This is a genomic window from Mesorhizobium sp. M7A.F.Ca.CA.001.04.2.1, from assembly GCF_003998485.1.
GTDB lineage: Bacteria > Pseudomonadota > Alphaproteobacteria > Rhizobiales > Rhizobiaceae > Mesorhizobium > Mesorhizobium ciceri.
Window position 1 is genome coordinate 45,319 of the sequence record NZ_RZQT01000013.1, and the last position, 19,167, is coordinate 64,485.

14 protein-coding genes are annotated in these 19,167 nt (G+C 64.2%); 10 read left to right on the forward strand and 4 right to left on the reverse strand.

Translation table 11 applies throughout. The features are described from left to right. The first annotated feature begins 33 nt into the window (after nt 1-33). Both EN955_RS06710 and EN955_RS06715 read left to right on the forward strand, forming a co-directional pair. Complete coding sequence (locus EN955_RS06710; protein ID WP_024502674.1) at nt 34-1,215, forward strand: serine hydrolase; 1,182 nt, start codon at nt 34-36, stop codon at nt 1,213-1,215. 125 nt (nt 1,216-1,340) lie between these two features. Then, a complete protein-coding gene (locus tag EN955_RS06715) occupies nt 1,341-3,668 on the forward strand; it encodes a Tex family protein (RefSeq protein WP_024502673.1) in 2,328 nt (775 codons plus the stop codon). Between the two features lie 58 nt (nt 3,669-3,726). Here EN955_RS06715 and EN955_RS06720 read toward each other — a convergent pair whose 3' ends face one another. The 3 genes from EN955_RS06720 to EN955_RS06730 are packed head-to-tail and all read right to left on the reverse strand — an operon-like array spanning nt 3,727 to nt 5,246. Beyond that, complete coding sequence (locus tag EN955_RS06720) at nt 3,727-4,038, reverse strand: type II toxin-antitoxin system RelE/ParE family toxin (RefSeq protein ID WP_024502672.1); 312 nt, start codon at nt 4,036-4,038, stop codon at nt 3,727-3,729. A gap of 3 nt (nt 4,039-4,041) precedes the next feature. Next, the gene (locus EN955_RS06725) at nt 4,042-4,296 is read right to left on the reverse strand and encodes a type II toxin-antitoxin system ParD family antitoxin (protein WP_013529822.1); all 255 of its coding nucleotides are present in this window, start codon (nt 4,294-4,296) and stop codon (nt 4,042-4,044) included. 53 nt (nt 4,297-4,349) lie between these two features. Beyond that, nucleotides 4,350-5,246, reverse strand: coding sequence for a LysR family transcriptional regulator (locus EN955_RS06730; protein ID WP_024502671.1), 897 nt, complete (start codon nt 5,244-5,246; stop codon nt 4,350-4,352). Nucleotides 5,247-5,383: 137 nt separating this feature from the next. Between EN955_RS06730 and EN955_RS06735 the strand changes: the two genes are divergently transcribed. The 8 genes from EN955_RS06735 to EN955_RS06770 all read left to right on the forward strand — a co-directional run bounded on the left by EN955_RS06735 (nt 5,384) and on the right by EN955_RS06770 (nt 18,003). Further along, nucleotides 5,384-6,580: an acyl-CoA dehydrogenase gene (locus EN955_RS06735; RefSeq protein ID WP_024502670.1), complete on the forward strand. Its 1,197-nt coding sequence runs from the start codon at nt 5,384-5,386 to the stop codon at nt 6,578-6,580. Between the two features lie 113 nt (nt 6,581-6,693). Further along, the gene (locus EN955_RS06740; RefSeq protein WP_024502669.1) at nt 6,694-10,053 is read left to right on the forward strand and encodes a transglutaminase family protein; all 3,360 of its coding nucleotides are present in this window, start codon (nt 6,694-6,696) and stop codon (nt 10,051-10,053) included. 6 nt (nt 10,054-10,059) lie between these two features. Then, nucleotides 10,060-12,471, forward strand: coding sequence for a circularly permuted type 2 ATP-grasp protein (locus EN955_RS06745; protein ID WP_024502668.1), 2,412 nt, complete (start codon nt 10,060-10,062; stop codon nt 12,469-12,471). Between the two features lie 3 nt (nt 12,472-12,474). Then, the gene (locus tag EN955_RS06750) at nt 12,475-13,359 is read left to right on the forward strand and encodes a transglutaminase family protein (protein ID WP_013529827.1); all 885 of its coding nucleotides are present in this window, start codon (nt 12,475-12,477) and stop codon (nt 13,357-13,359) included. Between the two features lie 84 nt (nt 13,360-13,443). Then, a complete protein-coding gene (locus tag EN955_RS06755) occupies nt 13,444-14,550 on the forward strand; it encodes a DNA topoisomerase IB (RefSeq protein WP_024502667.1) in 1,107 nt (368 codons plus the stop codon). Nucleotides 14,551-14,657: 107 nt separating this feature from the next. Beyond that, a complete protein-coding gene (locus tag EN955_RS06760; protein WP_013529829.1) occupies nt 14,658-15,032 on the forward strand; it encodes a YciI family protein in 375 nt (124 codons plus the stop codon). Continuing rightward, on the forward strand, nt 15,029-16,303 hold the full coding sequence (locus EN955_RS06765) for an RNA polymerase sigma factor (protein ID WP_024502666.1): 1,275 nt from the start codon (nt 15,029-15,031) through the stop codon (nt 16,301-16,303). Before EN955_RS06760 ends, EN955_RS06765 begins: the two co-directional genes overlap by 4 nt. 185 nt (nt 16,304-16,488) lie before the next feature. Next, complete coding sequence (locus EN955_RS06770; protein WP_024502665.1) at nt 16,489-18,003, forward strand: aldehyde dehydrogenase family protein; 1,515 nt, start codon at nt 16,489-16,491, stop codon at nt 18,001-18,003. 62 nt (nt 18,004-18,065) lie between these two features. On the opposite strand, the gene EN955_RS06775 is transcribed toward EN955_RS06770, so the two are convergent. Continuing rightward, nucleotides 18,066-18,926, reverse strand: coding sequence for a hypothetical protein (locus EN955_RS06775; RefSeq protein WP_024502664.1), 861 nt, complete (start codon nt 18,924-18,926; stop codon nt 18,066-18,068). Nucleotides 18,927-19,167: the final 241 nt, after the last annotated feature.

Here is a 19,167-nt window from a genome sequence, read left to right on the forward strand (position 1 = left end):
CCCACAAAGAAGAAACGACCGGAAGGAAACGCCATGACCGGCAAAACCGTGTTCGAGACCCGCTATGGCTTCCGGCGCAACCAGGTCGTGCTCGCCAATTGGCGCGAGAACCCGTTCAACCGGTGGTCGTTCCAGAATCTCGGCGAACTGGTGCCGACCGCCCGGGTGGCGGCGACGTCGGGCGTTGTCGAAATCCCCGTGCGCGATATGGGCGGCCTGCTCGGCGAGAAGGTCGCGATCGCCGGCACACCGGAGACGGTGGCTGATTTTCTCGCACGTTCGAGCACCGACGCACTGACGGTGATGAAAGGCGGCAGGATCGTCGGCGACTGGTTCGCGCCGCATATGGATTTCGGCGCCCGCCACATCATCTTTTCGATCAGCAAGTCGCTGACCGCCATCATTGCCGGCATACTGGAAGGCGAGGGGGTGTTCGACCCGGAAGCGCCGGTGACGGCCTACATCCCCGAAGCCGCCGGCTCGGCCTATGGCGATGCGAGCGTGCGGCATGTGCTCGATATGAGCGTCAGTCTCGATTTCGAGGAAGCCTATCTCGATCCGGAAAGTGCTTTCGCCCGCTATCGCCGTGCCACGCTGTGGAATCCGGGCGGCGGTACGGAGAGCCTGCGCGAATTCATCCTGACCCTGCAACGTCTTGCAGAGCCGCATGGCCAGACCTTCCGCTACCGCTCGCCGAATTCCGACCTGCTCGGCCTGCTGCTCGAGCGTGCGTCGGGCCAGCGGTTCACCGACCTGATGCGCGAGAAGCTGTGGCTGCCGCTCGGCGCTGTCAGCGAAGCCTCGATCGGCGTCGACATGGAAGGCACGGCGCGCACGGCCGGCGGCATTTCGGTGACGCCGCGCGACCTGGCGCGTGTCGGCGAGATGATGCGGCAAGGTGGCATGGCCAATGGCCGCCGCATCGTACCGGAAGCCTGGGTGCGCGACACGACCAGCACTGGCGGCAGTGCGGACGCCTGGCAGCGCGGCGCGATGCTGCCACTGTTTCCCAAGGGCCGTTACCGCAACAAATGGTACCAGACTGGACACGAGAACGGCGCCTATTGCGGCATCGGTATTCATGGCCAGTGGCTGTATGTCGATCCCAGGACCGAAGTGGTGATCGCCAAGATGTCGTCGCAGCCGGAGCCTGTCGACGATCCGCTCGATATCGAGATCGTCGCGTTCTTCGAGGCGCTCAGCCGGATAATCTAGCGCGGCTGTCCACCACATTAGCATACGCTTTCTTGTGGACCCGCTGGGCTGATCGAAGCGCGGCGGTTGGCGGGCCGGACGTCTGCGCCTATGGTCGCCGCTCTTTGGATGAGAGCAGGAACGACATGGCATCCGACATCAAGCGCATTGCAGCCATCATCGCGGCCGAGATCAGCGCGCGGCCCGAACAGGCGGCCGCGGCGATCGAACTGCTCGATGAGGGCGCGACAGTGCCGTTCGTGGCGCGCTACCGCAAGGAAGTCACCGGCGGGCTCGACGACACGCAATTGCGCGATCTTGCCGAACGCCTTGCCTATCTGCGCGAGCTCGACGCGCGCCGCGACACCATCCTTGGCTCGATCCGCGAACAGGGCAAGCTGACCGAGGAGCTTGAAGGCAAGATCGTCGCCGCCACCACCAAGGCGGAACTTGAGGACATCTACCTGCCCTACAAGCCCAAACGCCGGACCAAGGCCGAGATCGCCAGGGAGCGCGGGCTGGGGCCGCTGGCCGAAGCCATCTTGGCGAACCGCTCATTGGTGCCTGCCGAACTGGCGCTGGCCTATGTCAGCGAAGAGGTGGCCGATACCAAGGCGGCGCTCGAGGGCGCGCGCGACATCCTGTCGGAACAATTCGCCGAGAATGCCGATCTGGTCGGCAAATTGCGCAGCTACATGAAGGAGCGCGCCTTCATGCGGGCCAGGGTGGTCGACGGCAAGCAGGAGGCCGGCGCGAAATTCTCCGATTATTTCGACCATGTCGAGCGTTGGGCAAATGTGCCGAGCCATCGCGCGCTGGCGATGCTGCGCGGCCGCAACGAGGAAGTGCTGTCGCTCGACATCGAGGTCGATGCCGATGACACCTCACCGGTGAAGCCGGTCGAGCGGATGATCGCCAATGCCTATGCCATCGGCGGCAGCCTTCCGGGTGACAGATGGCTGATGGAGGTGGCGGGCTGGACCTGGCGTATAAAACTGTCGCTGCACCTGACGCTCGATTTGATGCGCGATCTGCGCGAGCGGGCGGAGGAGGAAGCGATCCACGTCTTTGCCCGCAACCTCAAGGATCTACTGCTGGCCGCTCCCGCCGGCTCGCGCGCCACGATGGGGCTCGACCCCGGCATCCGCACCGGCGTCAAGGTGGCGGTGGTCGACGGCACTGGCAAGGTGCTGACAACGACGACGGTCTATCCATTTCCGCCCAGAAACGATGTGCGTGGCACGCAGGCGGAACTCGCCAAGCTCATCCGCCTGCACAAGGTCGAGCTGATTTCGATCGGCAACGGCACCGGCAGCCGCGAGACCGAAAAGCTGGTGGCCGACATGCTGTCCGACATGCCGGCGGACGGTGGCCCCAAGCCACTGAAAGTGATCGTCAGCGAGGCCGGCGCCTCTGTCTATTCGGCATCGGCAACCGCGGCGGCGGAATTCCCCGGTCTCGACGTGTCGTTGCGCGGCGCTGTCTCGATCGCCCGGCGGCTGCAGGATCCGCTGGCCGAACTGGTCAAGATCGAACCCAAATCGATCGGCGTCGGCCAGTACCAGCACGATGTCGACCAGTACCGGCTCGGCCGCTCGCTGGAAGCGGTGGTCGAGGACGCGGTCAATGCCGTCGGCGTCGATCTCAACACTGCCTCGGCGCCGCTTTTGGCGCGCGTTTCAGGTCTGGGCGCATCGCTGGCCGACGCGATCGTTGCGCATCGCGATGCGACCGGGCCCTTCGCCAGCCGGAAGGATCTGCTCAAGGTGCCGCGGCTCGGACCTCGGGCCTTCGAACAATCCGCCGGCTTCCTGCGCATTGCCAATGGCAGCGAGCCGCTCGACGCCTCGTCGGTGCATCCGGAGGCCTATGGCGTGGCGAAGAAGATCGTCGCTGCCTGCGGGCGCGATGTGCGGTCGTTGATGGGCGATAGTGCCGCGCTCAAGGCACTCGACCCACGCGTCTTCGTCGACGAGCGTTTCGGCTTGCCGACGGTGCGCGATATCCTGGCGGAGCTGGAAAAGCCCGGCCGCGACCCGCGCCCAGGCTTCAAGACGGCGACCTTCGCCGACGGCATCGACGACATCAAGGATCTCAAGCCCGGCATGCTGCTGGAAGGCACGGTCACCAACGTGGCCGCCTTCGGCGCCTTCGTCGATATCGGCGTGCATCAGGACGGGCTGGTGCATGTCTCGCAGCTGGCCGATCGGTTCATCAAGGATGCGCATGAGGTGGTCAAGGCCGGCGACGTGGTGAAGGTGCGGGTCGTCGATGTCGACATCAAGCGCAAGCGCATCGCGCTTTCCATGCGCAAGGATAGCGGCGAGGGTGGTGCTCCGCGCAGCGGACCGCGCGACAATGGTGGCGGCAGGCCGGCACCACGTTCGCCGGCACCCCAGCAACGCCAGCCGGAGCGGCCGGCGCAACAGGGAGCGTTCGGTGCTGCTTTGGCGGATGCGCTGAAGCGAAAGTAGCTATTCTGCGACGAGCCCTATGAGTGTTCCAGCCCAACGAGACAGGGAGGCGTGGAGTTCAAGAGCCATTGAGTGGCTGTCCTCCCTCAAGAATAGTTGGGATGTCGCGGGCACCATGCAAGACGCGCTCGACACGCACCTCATCGCCGTCGGTGGTGTAGAAAATAACATAGCGATGAAATGCAAAGGAGCGCAGGCCGGGCCATAGGGTCGGGCGGGGGACGCCGCCATGCGGCACGTCTGCAATGCGGCTACAGCGTTCCCTGAGCGCGGCAATGAAGCGCCGACCCGCAGCCGGATTTTCAGCATGGATGTAGTCGCTGATCTCTTCGACGTCCTGCGCGGCGGCTGGCGCAAATATGACCGCCATAGTTCACGGCTTTCCGCCGCGGTATTTTGCTTCCAGCCGCTGAAATACCTCTTCGGCAGGGATACCTGGGCCGCTTTCCACGCCTTTGCGGATATCCGCGCGCAACGCAGCAAGCTTTGCCTTACGCTGTTCTTCGCGCTCTTCCAGCAGGCGCAGGCTATCGCGCATAACCTCACTGGCGCTGGCATAGCGGCCGCTTTCCACCAACTCGCGAACCAATGTCTCATAGCGGGTGCCGATGCTGTAGCTTGCAGGCATGGTCTCTCCTTTCGCTTTATCCAATATTATCAATTTTTGATAAACCGGCCAAGTCAAATTTGACGTGCGACCTGATCCAGCAGCCAGTCGCGAAAACTGGCGACCGGCGGATGGCCGCGCTTGTCGTGCGGGACGACGAGATAGTAGGCACTGCGGCTTTGCATGGGCTGGCCTGGCGCCGGCACCAGCTGGCCGCGCTGCAATTCGCCTGCAATAAGGATCAACGGCAGCAGCGCCACACCAAGCCCCGCCATGCAGGCTTGGGCGGCGGTGCCGAACTGTTCGAACTGCATGCCGGGTCCGGTCGGCGCGCTCAGGCCCTGATGCTCGAACCATTCGGTCCAGGCGCCAGGACGCGTCGCCATGTGCAGCAGCGGCAGGCGGCCGATATCGGCCGGTGAGGCGATGGCGCGGCCGGCGAGGAATTCGGGCGACACGACCGGCGCCACGGTTTCGCGCACCAACAGTGTCGAGTCGGCCTCCGGCCAGTCCGGCAGGCCGTAGTGGATGGCGGCATCCAGCCTCTCCCTGGCGAAGTCGAAGCGACCGACGCGGGTGACGAAGTTGATGGTGATATCGGGATTGTTTTCGACGAAATCGGGGATCATCGGCATCAGCCAGCGCGTGCCGAAGGTCGGCAAAATGGCAAGGTTCAGCATGCCACTATGCCGATTGCTCATCAATCCAAGGGCTGCGTCACGCAATTGCCCAAGTGCTGAACGAACCGCCTCGGCGTAGATCTCGCCCGATGTCGACAGCCTGACATTGCGGCTGTCGCGTTCGAAGAGCCGGCGGCCGAACTGATCTTCCAGAAGTTTGATCTGGCGGCTGACCGCGCCCTGGGTCAGATCTAGCTCCTGGGCGGCGGCGGTGAAACTGCCCAGCCGGGCTACAGCCTCGAAGGCGGCAAGGGCGCTGATGTTGGGCAAAAGGCGGCGCTGGACACTCATGATCCATTCTTAATGCTCATTGATCGGTGAATCAATTTCGTTTGATTTTTTCGAGGCACAGGCCGATAGAACGGGCCAACATTTTGCTTCATGCGTGTCATCGTTTTGAGCGACATGCATTGGTTTGGGAGAACGTCATGGCCGCCGACAAGAACGCATTCGTCTGGGAAGACCCGTTCCTGATCGAGGGCCAGCTTTCGGAAGACGAGCGCATGGTGCGCGACGGGGCGGCCGCCTTCGCCGCCGACAGACTGGCGCCGCGGATCGAGGACGCCTACCTCAACGAGACCTTCGACACCGCGATCTTCCGTGAAATGGGCGAGGCCGGCCTGCTCGGCATCAACATCCCTGAAGAATTCGGCGGGCTTGGCGCGAACTACGTCACCTATGGGCTGGTCGCACGCGAAGTAGAGCGCGTCGATTCCGGCTATCGGTCGATGATGTCAGTGCAGTCGTCGCTGGTGATGTATCCGATCTATGCCTATGGCTCGGACGAACAGCGCAAGAAGTACCTGCCCAAGCTCGCCAGCGGCGAGTGGATCGGCTGTTTCGGCCTGACCGAGCCGGATGCAGGCTCCGACCCGGGCGGTATGAAGACGCGCGCCGAGAGGACCGCCAACGGCTACAAGCTGTCCGGTTCGAAGATGTGGATTTCCAACGCGCCCGTCGCCGATGTGTTCGTCGTCTGGGCGAAGCTGAAGGGCGAGAACGGCAAGGACGAGATCCGTGGCTTCGTGCTGGAAAAGGGCATGAAAGGGCTTTCGGCGCCGAAGATCGGCGGCAAGCTGTCGCTGCGGGCGTCGATCACCGGCGAAGTGGTGATGGAAGGCGTCGAGGTCGGCGAGGACGCGCTGCTGCCCAACGCAAAGGGCCTTGGCGGACCGTTCGGATGCCTCAACCGGGCTCGCTTTGGCATTTCCTGGGGCTCGATGGGCGCCGCCGAGGATTGCTGGCACCGCGCCCGCCAATACGGTCTCGACCGCAAGCAGTTCGGCAAGCCGCTGGCCGGGACGCAGCTCTACCAGAAGAAGCTTGCCGACATGCAGACCGAAATTGCGTTGGGATTGCAGGCGTCCTTGCGCGTCGGGCGGCTGCTGGATGAAGGCAAGATGGCGCCGGAAATGATCTCGATCGTCAAGCGCAACAATTGCGGCAAGGCGCTGGACATCGCCCGCCAGGCCCGCGACATGCATGGCGGCAACGGCATCCAGATCGGCTACCACGTCATGCGCCATGCGCAGAACCTGGAGACGGTCAACACCTATGAAGGCACGCATGACGTGCATGCGCTGATCCTGGGAAGGGCGCAGACGGGGTTGCAGGCATTTTTCTGAGCCGGCAACCGTTGCTTAAATTAGGTGCACCGCAACATCTCTGCTTGGAGAATGGTCGCCAGATGTGTCAGGGTTCAGCGAAATCGTTTTGAAACGCTGAATTCCGGGGCCCCATGGCAATTCTGGCAGCCGTCTACCACCTGACCCATTACAAATACGACCGGCCGGTGGTTCTCGGGCCCCAGATCATCCGGCTGCAGCCGGCGCCGCATTCCCGTACCAAGGTGCTGAGCCATTCGCTCAAGGTCGAGCCGGCGAACCACTTCGTCAATCTGCAGCAGGATCCTTACGGCAATTTCCTCGCCCGCTTCGTCTTTCCGGAGCCAGTGACGGAGTTGAAGATCGAGGTTGACCTCGTCGCCGACATGACGGTCTATAATCCGTTCGATTTCTTCGTCGAGCCGTCGGCCGAGGCGTTTCCGTTCGAGTATCCGGAAGAGATACGCGACGATCTCGCCATCTATCGCACTCCGGAGCCGGCGGGACCGCTGCTGTCGGCGCTGCTGAAGACCATCGATCGCAGCGCTGCCAACACCGTCAATTTCCTGGTCGATCTCAACGCGCGGCTGCAGCGCGAGATCGCCTATATCGTGCGCATGGAAACCGGTGTGTTCTCGCCGGAAGAGACCTTGGCCGCGAAAAAGGGATCGTGCCGGGATTCGAGCTGGCTGCTGGTGCAGATCCTGCGCAATCTCGGCATCGCGGCGCGCTTCGTTTCCGGCTATCTGGTCCAGTTGAAGCCCGATCTGGTGGCGCTGGACGGTCCAGCCGGAACCGCCGTCGACTTCACCGATCTGCATGCGTGGTGCGAGGTCTATCTTCCCGGCGCCGGCTGGATCGGCTTCGATCCGACCTCGGGCCTGCTCACCGGCGAGAGCCATGTGCCGCTGGCCGCCACGCCGCATTTCCGCAACGCGGCCCCGATTTCCGGCATGGCGAGCTTCGCCAATGTCGAATTCGGCTTCGAGATGCGGGTCGACCGCATCGCCGAACATCCGCGCATCACCAAGCCATTTTCGGACGAAAGCTGGCAGGCGCTCGACGCTCTGGGCAACAAGGTCGATAAAGCACTTGCCGCCGGCGACGTGCGGCTGACGATGGGCGGCGAGCCGACTTTCGTGTCGATCGACGATTTCGAGTCGGCCGAATGGAACACCGCCGCCGTCGGTCCCACCAAGCGCGAAAAGGCGGACGAACTGATCCGTAAACTGCGCGAGCGCTTTGCGCCGGGCGGCTTTCTCCATTACGGCCAGGGCAAATGGTACCCGGGCGAAAGCCTGCCGCGCTGGACCTTTTCGCTCTACTGGCGTGCCGACGGCCAGCCGGTGTGGAGCGATCCGTCGCTGATCGCACGCGAAAAGAGCGAGGCCGATATCGGCCCGAAGCAGGCCGAAAGCCTGCTCACCGCGATTGCCGGCGAGCTCGGCATCGACAAAGCCATGGTCAGCGAAGCCTATGAGGATCCGGCCGAATGGCTGCTCAAGGAAGGCAAGCTGCCCGACAATGTCGATCCGTCCAACTCCAGGCTGGAGGATCCGGAAGAACGCAGCCGCATGGCGAAAGTGTTCGAGCGCGGGCTGACCAAACCGTCCGGCTATGTGCTCCCCGTCCAGCGCTGGAACAGCCAGGCATCGGATCCGCGCTGGCGTTCGGAAAAATGGAAGACGCGGCGTGGCCGGCTGTTCCTGGTGCCAGGCGATTCACCGGTCGGCTACCGGCTGCCGCTCGGCACGTTGCCCTATGTGCCGCCGGAGCAATTCCCTTATATCGTGCCGGTCGATCCATCACTGCCACGCGGCCCGCTGCCCGCGCGTGAAGCCATACTGGCCGGACCGGCTCCAGCCGAACTGGAAGGCGCCGACGAGATGGCGCGCCGCCAGCAGGCGGCATCGTTCACCGCTGCGACCGGCCAGCAGGAGCGGGTCGAGCAGGAGATCACCGAGATCGGCGGCGCGGTGCGCACCGCACTTTCGGTCGAGCCGCGCGATGGCCGGCTTTGCGTGTTCATGCCGCCGGTCGAGGCGCTGGAAGACTATCTCGAACTGGTCGCGGCGGCCGAGAACGCGGCGAAGGCGATAGGCCTTCCCGTGCACATCGAAGGCTATGGCCCGCCGCACGATCCGCGCCTCAACGTCATCCGCGTCGCGCCTGACCCAGGCGTCATCGAGGTCAACATCCATCCTGCTTCCAACTGGCAGGATTGCGTGGCGACGACGACGGCGATCTACGAGGAGGCGCGGCAGACACGGCTTGGCGCAGACAAGTTCATGATCGATGGCCGCCACACCGGCACCGGCGGCGGCAACCATGTCGTGGTCGGCGGTGCGACACCCAATGACAGCCCGTTCCTGCGAAGGCCGGACCTGCTGAAGAGCCTGGTGCTGCAATGGCAGCGCCATCCGTCGCTGTCCTACCTGTTCTCCGGCCTGTTCATCGGGCCGACCAGCCAGGCGCCACGCTTCGACGAAGCGCGTCACGACTCGCTCTACGAGCTTGAGATCGCTATGGCGCAGGTGCCGCATCCAGACCAGGGCAACGCACCCTTGCCATGGCTGGTCGACCGGCTGTTCCGCAATTTGTTGACCGACGTCACCGGGAATACGCATCGTTCGGAAATCTGCATCGACAAGCTGTTCTCGCCCGACGGACCGACCGGCCGGCTGGGGCTGGTCGAATTCCGCGGCTTCGAGATGCCGCCCAATGCGCGCATGAGCCTCGCGCAGCAACTTTTGGTCCGCGCCATCATTGCCCGTGCCTGGAAGAGCCCGCTCGACGGCCGTTTCGTGCGTTGGGGCACATCGCTGCATGACCGCTTCATGCTGCCGCATCATGTCTGGGCCGATTTCCTCGACGTGCTCGACGACCTCAAGCTCAACGATTTTGAGTTCCGTCCCGAATGGTTCGACGCCCAGCTCGAATTCCGCTTCCCGTTCTGCGGCGAGGTTCAGCATGCCGGCATCAAGCTGGAACTGCGCCAGGCGCTGGAGCCGTGGCATGTGATGGGCGAGCAAGGCGCGATCGGCGGCACCGTGCGCTTCGTCGATTCCTCGGTCGAACGGCTGCAGGTCAAGACCGAAGGGCTGAACCCGGAGCGCCACGCAGTCGTCTGCAACGGCCGCATCGTGCCGATGAAGGTCACTGACAATCGCGAAGTGGCGGTGGCAGGCGTGCGCTTCAAGGCCTGGCAGCCGGCATCGGGCCTGCATCCGGCGCTGCCCGTCAACACGCCGCTGGTCTTCGACATCTATGACCGATGGTCGGGCCGTGCGGTCGGCGGCTGCGTCTACCATGTCGCCCATCCCGGCGGGCGCAATTACGACACCTTTCCGGTCAATGGCAACGAGGCGGAAGCCCGGCGGCTCGCCCGCTTCGAACCGCGTGGCCATACGCCATCCGCCTATGTGATCCGTGAAGAACAACCGGCGGAAGATTTCCCGATGACCCTTGACCTTCGGCGGCCGGCAAGACTCTGATCAGCAATGGCAAAGGGGAATCACAAGAGGGGACGCGGCAAGCCGCAGACCCACAGCCTGCTGGAGCACTACCAGCCCATAGACGGCGTCGTCGACGAGATGGTCGATACATCGGGCAATCCTCGCCCGGCCTGGAAGCATTTTGTCGAGGCGCTCGAGGAACTCGGTGCTGAAAAGCTCGGCCAGCGCTTTGCCCGCGCCGACCAGTATCTGCGCGATGCCGGCGTTTATTACCGCGTCTATGACAAGGCCGGCGCCAACGAACGCGAATGGCCGCTGGCGCATGTCCCGGTTCTCATCGAAGAGAGCGAGTGGGCGGCGATCAGCGCCGGCCTCGTGCAGCGCGCCGAACTGTTCGAGGAAACCATCGCCGATATATACGGGCCGAACCGGCTGGTCGAAAAAGGCATCCTGCCGGCGGGATTGATCGCCGCCAGCCCCGAATATTTGCGGCCTGTCGTCGGCACCAAGCCGGCCGGCGGCCACTTCCTGCATTTCTGCGCCTTCGAGCTCGGCCGTGGACCTGACGGCCAGTGGTGGGTGCTTGGCGATCGCACGCAGGCGCCGTCCGGCGCCGGTTTCGCACTGGAAAACCGCGTCGCCACCACACGCGCGCTGTCCGACATCTATGGCGAGATGCATGTGCACCGCCTTGCCGGCTTTTTCCGCCGTTTTCGCGACGCGCTGATCGGCATGGCCAAGGAGACCGACGGCCGCGTCGCCATCCTCACGCCGGGGCCGCTCAACGAAACCTATTACGAACACGCCTACATCGCCCGCTACCTTGGCATCATGCTGCTCGAAGGCGAGGATTTGACCGTTTCAGGCGGCCGGCTCATGGTACGCACGGTTTCCGGCCTGATGCCGATCAGCGTGTTGTGGCGGCGGCTCGATGCCGCCTTCGCCGACCCGCTCGAACTGCGCCCGGATTCGCAGATCGGCACGCCGGGCCTGGTCGAGGCGATCCGCCAGGGCGCGGTTGCTACCGTCAATGCGCTTGGCTCCGGCCTGATGGAGACGCGTGCGCTGCTCGCCTTCCTGCCCAAGATTTCACGGGCCTTGCGGGGCGACGAATTGCTGCTGCCAAGCGTCGCGACATGGTGGTGCGGGCAAGCAACCGAACGCGCGCATGTGCTGGCCAACATCGATCGCATGGTGATCGGCCCGGCGCTATCGACGAGACTTGCCTTCGAGGATGACGATTCAACGAAGCTCGGTTCGGCGCTGTCGGCCGGAGAGCGGGCGGAGCTGGTGGCGCGCATCGAACGCGATGGCGGCGATTTCGTCGGCCAGGAAGCGGTGACGCTTTCGACGACGCCGGTCTATGTCGGCGGGTGGCTGGAGCCGCGGCCAGCGAGCCTGCGCGTCTACCTGGCGCGAACGCCGGAGGGCTGGACGGTGATGCCGGGCGGTTTTGCCCGCATCGGCCTGTCGCTCGACCCGACGGCGATCGCCATGCAGCGTGGCGGCCAGGCGGCGGATGTCTGGGTTGTCAGCGACAAACCGGTGGAGCGCGAGACGCTGCTGCCGCAGGAAGGCGACAGTTTCAGCCGCACCAGGCCCGGCAGCCTGCCCAGTCGCGCGGCGGAGAACCTGACCTGGCTCGGCCGCTATATCGAGCGCTCGGAAGACACGGTGCGCATCCTGCGCGCCTACCATGTGCGGCTCGCCGAAACGTCCGACCCGGACATGCCGCTGCTCGCCGACATCAGGGATTATCTCGAACCTTTCGGCATCGACGTCGAGACGGCGATCCCGTCAGGGCTGATCGGCACGCTGGATAGCGCGGTCTACAGCGCCGGGCAGATTCGCGACCGCTTCTCGCCCGATGGCTGGCTGGCGCTGAAGGACCTGTCGAAAACCATCCATCAGTTCGCAACGACGGTCGCGCCCGGCGACGACGCGACCCGGGCGATGACAGTCATCCTGCGTAAGCTCGCCGGCTTTTCCGGTCTGCTGCACGAAAACATGTACCGCTTCGCCGGTTGGCGCTTCCTCGAGATCGGCCGCCGGCTGGAGCGCGGCATCCAGATCTCCCGCACGCTGTCGCGGCTGACCAGCGCCAAGGCGCCGGACGGCGCGCTCGACATGATGCTGGAGATCGGCGACAGCGTGATGACCCATCGCCGCCAATATCCGGTGCAGGCCGGCCGGCGCACGGTGATCGACCTGCTGGCGCTCGATCCGCTTAACCCGCGCTCCATCCTGTTCCAGCTCGAAAGGCTGAAGGCCGAAATCGGCCTGTTGCCGTCGCTCGGCGGGGAGGGGCAAATGTCGCCGGCGGCGAAGGAAATCCTGCAGCTCAACACCCAGATCGCCATCAAGGAGCCTTCGGATATGACGGCAAAGGCGCTGGACGAGCTCGCTCACGAAATCGGCGGCCTCTACAACAGCCTCGCCAAAGCCTATTTCGGATAAATCATGCTCTACGATATCAGGCTTCATCTCCACTATGATTACGCTTCCGCTGCCGGCGGCGGTCGTCATCAGGTGCGCGTGCTGCCGTCGACGATATCAGGCGTGCAGCGCGTCATCGCCGCATCACTGTCCTTTGCGCCGGCGCCCAACGAGCGTTCCGACTTTTCCGATTTCTTCGGCAACAACGTCACCTCGATCGCCTTTCGCGATGCGCATGATGCGCTCGACATCAGGATGAGCGCCCGCGTGTCGGTGTCTCGGCCCGAGCCCGGGCTCGACGTGTCGCCCGATATCGCCCGGCTCAGGCAGGAGCTCGCCGCGGTGCGGTCTCTGGCACCTGATGCACCGCACCATTTCCTGACGGCCAGCACCCATGCCGGCATCGACGATGCGATCACCGCCTACGCACGCAGCAGCATCGCCGGTTCCGCCGCCAGCACGGCCATGAACCTGTGCCATCGCATTCATCGTGATTTCACCTATGACGGCGAGGCGACGACGGTGCGGACCCGGGCCAGCGATGCCTTCAGGCTGAAGCGCGGTGTCTGCCAGGACTTTTCGCATATCATGATCGCCGGCCTGCGCGGGCTCGGCATTCCCGCTGGCTATGTCAGCGGCTTCCTGCGCACCATCCCGCCGAAGGGCAAGCCCCGGCTGGAAGGCGCCGATGCCATGCATGCCTGGGTCAAGGTCTGGTGCGGGCGCGACGCAGGCTGGCAGGAATTCGATCCGACCAACGGCATGCGGGCCAGCAACGACCATATCACCGTCGGCTACGGCCGCGACTATTCGGACGTAGCGCCGATCGTCGGCGTGCTCAAGACCACGGGGGGACAGGTCGGCGAGCAGGCTGTCGATGTCATTCCGGTTGTGCTCGAGAAAGCCTGAAGGCAGGCTCGACACCGTTTTCGGACGGCGCTTGGAACCAGCGGTCGGCCAGTGGCTTATCTACGGAATTCGTGTGGAGCCGACATGTTGCAGAAATCCGGAATGTCGCCCGGCCGACCGGCTGGCGAGGACGCTGTATCGCCAGATGGCGTGTTCAAAAACGGGGCACAAAGCTCGGCCGATCATGCGTCGCTTAGTTATGTCAGCGATGCCGAGCCTGGTATCCGGCGGCTGAAGACAGGCAAGGGGTTTTCCTACAAGGGACCGGACGGACGGACGGTTTCGGACGCCACCAAGGCCCGCATCGAGGCGATCGTCATTCCGCCGGCCTGGACGGATGTGTGGATTTCGCCCGACGCGGACGGCCATATCCAGGCAACCGGCAGGGACCAGCGCGGACGCAAGCAATATCGTTATCATCCGCAATGGGCCGAAGAGCGCGATGGTGCCAAATATTCGAGCCTTGTCGCATTCGCCGAGAGCCTGCCGGACCTGCGGCACAGGGTCGATAGCGATCTGCGCCGTCGTGGCTTGCCGTTCGAGCGGGTCGTCGCCGCGGTCGTCTGGCTGCTCGACAACACGATGATCCGCGTCGGCAATGCCGCCTACGCCCGCGACAACAAGAGTTTCGGGCTGACCACGTTGCGCGACCGGCATGTCGATATTGTCGGTTCAAGCCTGCGCTTTGCCTTCAAGGGCAAGTCGGGCAAGGAGTGGAAGCTGAAGCTGGCCGACCGCCGCATCGCCAGGATTGTGCGTGGCGCGCAGGACCTGCCAGGCCAGAAGCTGTTCCAGTATCTCGATGAGGATGGCGACAGGCGGCCGGTCCGCTCCGAGGACGTCAACCGCTATATCCGTGAGGCGGTCGGTGACGCCTTCAGTTCGAAGCATTTCCGCACCTGGGGCGGCACCATTCACGCCGCGTCGCTGTTTGCGCAAACGGAACTGCCGCAAAGCCAGACGCAGCGAAACAGGGCGATGAACAGCGTCATCGACAAGGTTGCCGAGCGGCTGGGCAATACGCGTGCCGTCTGCCGCAAATGCTATATCCATCCGCGGGTCTTCGAAGCGTGGTCCGAGGGACGGTTGCTGGATGAAATGGCGCAGGCCAACAAGCGCAAACGGGCGATTGCCGGTCTCGATGACGAGGAAGCTCTCGTGTTGCGATGGCTGAAACTGGGAGAAAGCTGACCGACGCGGCCGACGGTGGCCAAATCCGTCACATCTGGATTTTTTTATCGACGTCATGTCGGGATCGGTCTTACTGTTTCGTCCTTTGACAGAGAAAAGGACCAGCCATGCTCTACGCAATCCTCTGCTATGCCTCCGAAGATGTCGTCTGCTCCTGGAGCAAGGCACAGGACGACGAGGTCATGGCCAATCTCCTCGACGTTCAGGACAAGTACGCCAAGGCTGGTCGGCTCGGCCCGGTGGCACGGCTTCTGCCGACCACGGCCGCGACGACGTTGAGGAAGGTCAAAGGCGAATCGGTCGTCATCGACGGGCCGTTCGCCGAGACCAAGGAACAGTTTCTCGGCTTCTACACGCTCGAATGCGCCGATCTCGACGAGGCGGTGGAGTTCGCCCGCGAGCTTTCCGAGGTCAACCCGAGCGGCGGCTCCTATGAAATCCGGCCGGTTTCGGTCTTCAACCCAACAACGGTTTCCGCATGACCGAAATGGCCTGGATCAGCTCCGCGATCAGCGCCGCCCGCCCGCAGGCGATGGGCGCGCTGCTGCGTTATTTCCGCGATCTCGATACGGCGGAGGAAGCTTTCCAGGACGCGTGCCTCAGGGCGTTGAAGAACTGGCCGCAGAACGGGCCGCCGCGCGACCCGGCGGCCTGGCTGATCTTCGTCGGCCGCAACAGCGGCATCGATGCGGTGCGCAAGCGCGCCAAGCAGGCGCCGATGCCGGATGAAGACCAGGTTTCCGATCTGGAAGACGCCGAGAGCGATATCGCCGAGCGGCTGGACGGGGCGCACTACCGCGACGACATATTGCGGCTGCTGTTCATCTGCTGCCATCCCGATCTGCCGGCAACGCAGCAGATCGCGGTGGCGCTGCGCATCGTCTCCGGTCTCACGGTCAAGCAGATCGCGCGCGCCTTCCTGGTTGGCGAAAGCGCCATGGAGCAGCGCATCACTCGCGCCAAGGCGCGCATTGCGGACGCCGGCGTGCCGTTCGAGACGCCTGGCGCGGTCGAGCGCTCGGAACGGCTCGCCGCCGTCGCCGCCATGGTCTACCTGGTCTTCAACGAGGGCTATTCGACCAACAGCGGCGAGGCGCCGGCGCGCGCGCCGCTGTGCGAGGAGGCGATCCGGCTGGCACGGCTGTTGCTGCGGCTGTTCCAGACCGAGCCGGAGATCATGGGGCTGACGGCGCTGTTGCTTCTGCAGCATGCGCGCGCACCGGCCCGTTTCGACGAGAGTGGCGAGATCGTGCTGCTCGAAGACCAGGATCGCAGCCTGTGGAGCCGCAAGATGATCGATGAGGGGCTGGCACTGGTCGACAAGGCGCTGCGCCATCGCAAGCCCGGCCCTTACCAGGTGCAGGCGGCGATTGCCGCGCTGCATGCGCGGGCCGAAAAGGCCGAGGATACGGACTGGAACGAGATCGACCTGCTCTACCGCTTGCTGGAGCAGATGCAGCCGTCGCCGGTGGTCACGCTCAACCGGGCCGTCGCGGTCTCGAAGGTGCGTGGACCGGGGGAGGCGCTGGCCATGATCGAGCCGCTGGAAGAACGGCTTTCCGGCTATTTCCACTTTTTCGGGCTCAAGGGGGGCCTCTTGATGCAGCTCGACCGGGGCGACGAGGCGCGCGTCGCCTTCGACCGGGCCATAGCGCTTGCGAACACGGCGGCAGAGGCTGCCCATATCCGCATGCATATCGACCGGTTGATCAAGGACGGTGCGGTGCGCCCGCCGGCGAAAAAGGCAAACTGAGCGTCACCTCCCCATCTGGCTCAATCGTGTAGTTTGGGCTTGGACCATGCCGGGGTGGCGATTTTCCCCTGAAACGAGTAATGCCACGCCATGACTGCGCCTGAAGTGCCTTTCGGCACACGGGCGACACGGCGAAGGCTTAACCCAGCGCCATATGATGGCGACGGGATCTGAAAGGAACCAGAATGACGATAGGCAAGGAAACGACCGAACTGCTGGCGAAACTGGGCGTGGCCAAGGAAGCGCTCGTCGGCGGCGACCTGATCGTGCGCAGCCCGGTGACGGGCGAGCAGATCGCGGCGCTGAAGACGATCTCGCCGGCTGACGCGGCCAAGGTGATCGATGCCGCGCACAAGGCCTTCCAGGCCTGGCGCATGGTGCCGGGCCCGCGGCGTGGCGAACTGGTGCGGCTGCTCGGCGAGGAACTGCGCGCGCACAAGGCCGAGCTTGGCCGGCTGGTGTCGATCGAGGTCGGCAAGATCCCGTCCGAGGGGCTCGGCGAAGTGCAGGAGATGATCGACATCTGCGATTTCGCCGTAGGCCTCTCCCGGCAGTTGTACGGCCTGACCATCGCCACCGAGCGCCCGGGCCATCGGATGATGGAAACCTGGCATCCGCTCGGCGTCGTCGGCGTCATTTCCGCCTTCAATTTCCCGGTCGCTGTGTGGTCCTGGAATGCCGCCCTGGCGCTTGTTTGCGGTGACGCGGTGGTGTGGAAGCCGTCGGAAAAGACGCCGCTGACCGCACTTGCCTGCGAGGCCATCTTCAAGCGTGCGGTCAAGCGCTTCGGCGCGGACGCACCTGATGGCCTGGCGCCGGTGCTGATCGGCGACCGCGCCGTCGGCGAGATCCTGGTCGATCACCCCAAAGTGCCGTTGGTTTCGGCGACCGGCTCGACCCGCATGGGCCGCGACGTCGGCCCGCGGCTGGCCAAGCGCTTTGCCCGCGCAGTGCTCGAACTCGGTGGCAACAATGCCGGCATCGTCTGCCCGAGCGCCGATCTCGACATGGCGCTGCGCGCGATTGCCTTTGGAGCAATGGGCACGGCGGGCCAGCGTTGCACGACGCTGCGGCGCCTGTTCGTGCATGACAGCGTCTACGACGCCCTGGTTCCGCGCCTCAAGAAGGCTTACGAGAGTGTGTCTGTCGGCAATCCGCTGGAGACCTCCTCGCTGGTCGGGCCACTGATCGACAAGGCGGCATACGAGGCCATGCAGAAGGCGCTGAAGGAAGCCGCCGCCCATGGCGGCAAGGTGACCGGCGGCACGCGGGTCGAGGACGGGCACCCGGATGCCTATTACGTGCACCCGGCGCTGGTCGAGATGCCCAAGCAGGTGGCCCCTGTCACGGAAGAGACCTTCGCGCCGATCCTCTATGTGATGAAATATTCGGATTTCGACGCCGTGCTCGACGAGCACAATGCCGTGGGCGCAGGCCTGTCGTCGTCGATCTTCACCCGCGACCTGCAGGAATCCGAGCGTTTCCTGGGTGTCGACGGATCGGATTGCGGCATTGCCAATGTCAACATCGGTACCTCGGGCGCTGAGATCGGCGGTGCCTTTGGCGGCGAAAAGGAAACCGGCGGCGGCCGCGAGAGCGGCTCCGACGCATGGAAGGCCTATATGCGGCGCGCCACCAACACGGTGAACTATTCCAAGGCGCTGCCGCTCGCCCAGGGCGTGTCGTTCGACATCGACTGAGAACTTCGGGATTTTGATCGCCCGCATTGAAAGGCATCCCCGTTACGGGGATGCCGCACCGATCAGCTTCCAGCCGGCGGAAAACAGGCATTGAAAGCGGTGTCGACGATGGCCAGTTTGGCCGCCTGGACTGTCATGTATTCCTGGTAGAATGTATTCGACACCCACATCACCGAATGGCCGCGCTGGCCGAGCCAGCCGATGCTGCCGAGATTCTCGGCAGCGCGCAGCTTGCGGGCCAGATGTGTCCGCGAGAGCTTGAGCCATTTGGCGAAATCTCCGATCGAAACCACGCTGGTCGGAATCTGGTCCAGGCCGGCGTGATCGGGGTCGATGCCCGACATCAGCCAGTCCATGACGATGCCGCCATTGTTGAGCCAGATGAACAGGGAAAAGGTCTGGTTGGGTTCGCGCACCGGCTTGGAGGCAAGCAGGCCGTCCGCCACCAGAGGCTGCAGCCCGGCAACCATCTCGGGGTGTTCGAGGAACCTGGCCAAGCGGTCAGCGCCGTCGAGGCGATCCAGCGTCCGCAGATGGGCAAGGACCCAGCCGGTAAAGGTCTGCACGGTTGCCGCCGTCGGCTGCAAAGGGTGCGTACGGCCGTCGCCACCCGACACATACTCGGCGATGTGGTAGTGCAGCATCTCCTTGATGAAAGCGTCCGCCGTGTTGCGGCTGGCGACCGCATGCTGGTGCACGAACTCGATGAACCGCGATACCGTCAGTTCCTTGCGGCGGTCGTGCGGATCGCGCCTGAAATGCATGGCGAGGCCGACATGACCCATCAGCCAACGCTGCTGCGTGGCGAAAATGGAAGCCAGGCGAGGGCTCTCCTCATAGATTCGGATCAGCGCCAGGGACTGTTCCTGAACGTAGCGATGCAACGCCGGATGGCCGGCAATATCTTCCAATTTCAGCGCCATCCTCCTGGTGTTCCGGTTCAACTCAAAAAGCCGAGTTGCGCTCCACATTTTTCAGCCTTCCACGGCTGTGTCCAGAGGCACCAAATGCGAAGAGCAAGCCCAACCCGAACACGGGTCGGGCAACGACCGGTGCATGGTGGGATCGGCTAGCCGATTGCCATGCCCTGGGAAGCGCGCCGGTGATCTGCGGCTTGACGGGGATGGTGGAGAGTGAGTTACCGTGCCAAGCGCAATCGCGACA

What these genes read in the sequence shown, in the direction of transcription:
- EN955_RS06710 (WP_024502674.1), top strand. Translation starts at nt 34, where the DNA reads ATGACCGGCAAAACCGTGTTCGAGACCCGCTATGGCTTCCGGCGCAAC.
- EN955_RS06715 (WP_024502673.1), top strand. Translation starts at nt 1,341, where the DNA reads ATGGCATCCGACATCAAGCGCATTGCAGCCATCATCGCGGCCGAGATC.
- EN955_RS06720 (WP_024502672.1), bottom strand. Translation starts at nt 4,038, where the DNA reads ATGGCGGTCATATTTGCGCCAGCCGCCGCGCAGGACGTCGAAGAGATC.
- EN955_RS06725 (WP_013529822.1), bottom strand. Translation starts at nt 4,296, where the DNA reads ATGCCTGCAAGCTACAGCATCGGCACCCGCTATGAGACATTGGTTCGC.
- EN955_RS06730 (WP_024502671.1), bottom strand. Translation starts at nt 5,246, where the DNA reads ATGAGTGTCCAGCGCCGCCTTTTGCCCAACATCAGCGCCCTTGCCGCC.
- EN955_RS06735 (WP_024502670.1), top strand. Translation starts at nt 5,384, where the DNA reads ATGGCCGCCGACAAGAACGCATTCGTCTGGGAAGACCCGTTCCTGATC.
- EN955_RS06740 (WP_024502669.1), top strand. Translation starts at nt 6,694, where the DNA reads ATGGCAATTCTGGCAGCCGTCTACCACCTGACCCATTACAAATACGAC.
- EN955_RS06745 (WP_024502668.1), top strand. Translation starts at nt 10,060, where the DNA reads ATGGCAAAGGGGAATCACAAGAGGGGACGCGGCAAGCCGCAGACCCAC.
- EN955_RS06750 (WP_013529827.1), top strand. Translation starts at nt 12,475, where the DNA reads ATGCTCTACGATATCAGGCTTCATCTCCACTATGATTACGCTTCCGCT.
- EN955_RS06755 (WP_024502667.1), top strand. Translation starts at nt 13,444, where the DNA reads ATGTTGCAGAAATCCGGAATGTCGCCCGGCCGACCGGCTGGCGAGGAC.
- EN955_RS06760 (WP_013529829.1), top strand. Translation starts at nt 14,658, where the DNA reads ATGCTCTACGCAATCCTCTGCTATGCCTCCGAAGATGTCGTCTGCTCC.
- EN955_RS06765 (WP_024502666.1), top strand. Translation starts at nt 15,029, where the DNA reads ATGACCGAAATGGCCTGGATCAGCTCCGCGATCAGCGCCGCCCGCCCG.
- EN955_RS06770 (WP_024502665.1), top strand. Translation starts at nt 16,489, where the DNA reads ATGACGATAGGCAAGGAAACGACCGAACTGCTGGCGAAACTGGGCGTG.
- EN955_RS06775 (WP_024502664.1), bottom strand. Translation starts at nt 18,926, where the DNA reads ATGGCGCTGAAATTGGAAGATATTGCCGGCCATCCGGCGTTGCATCGC.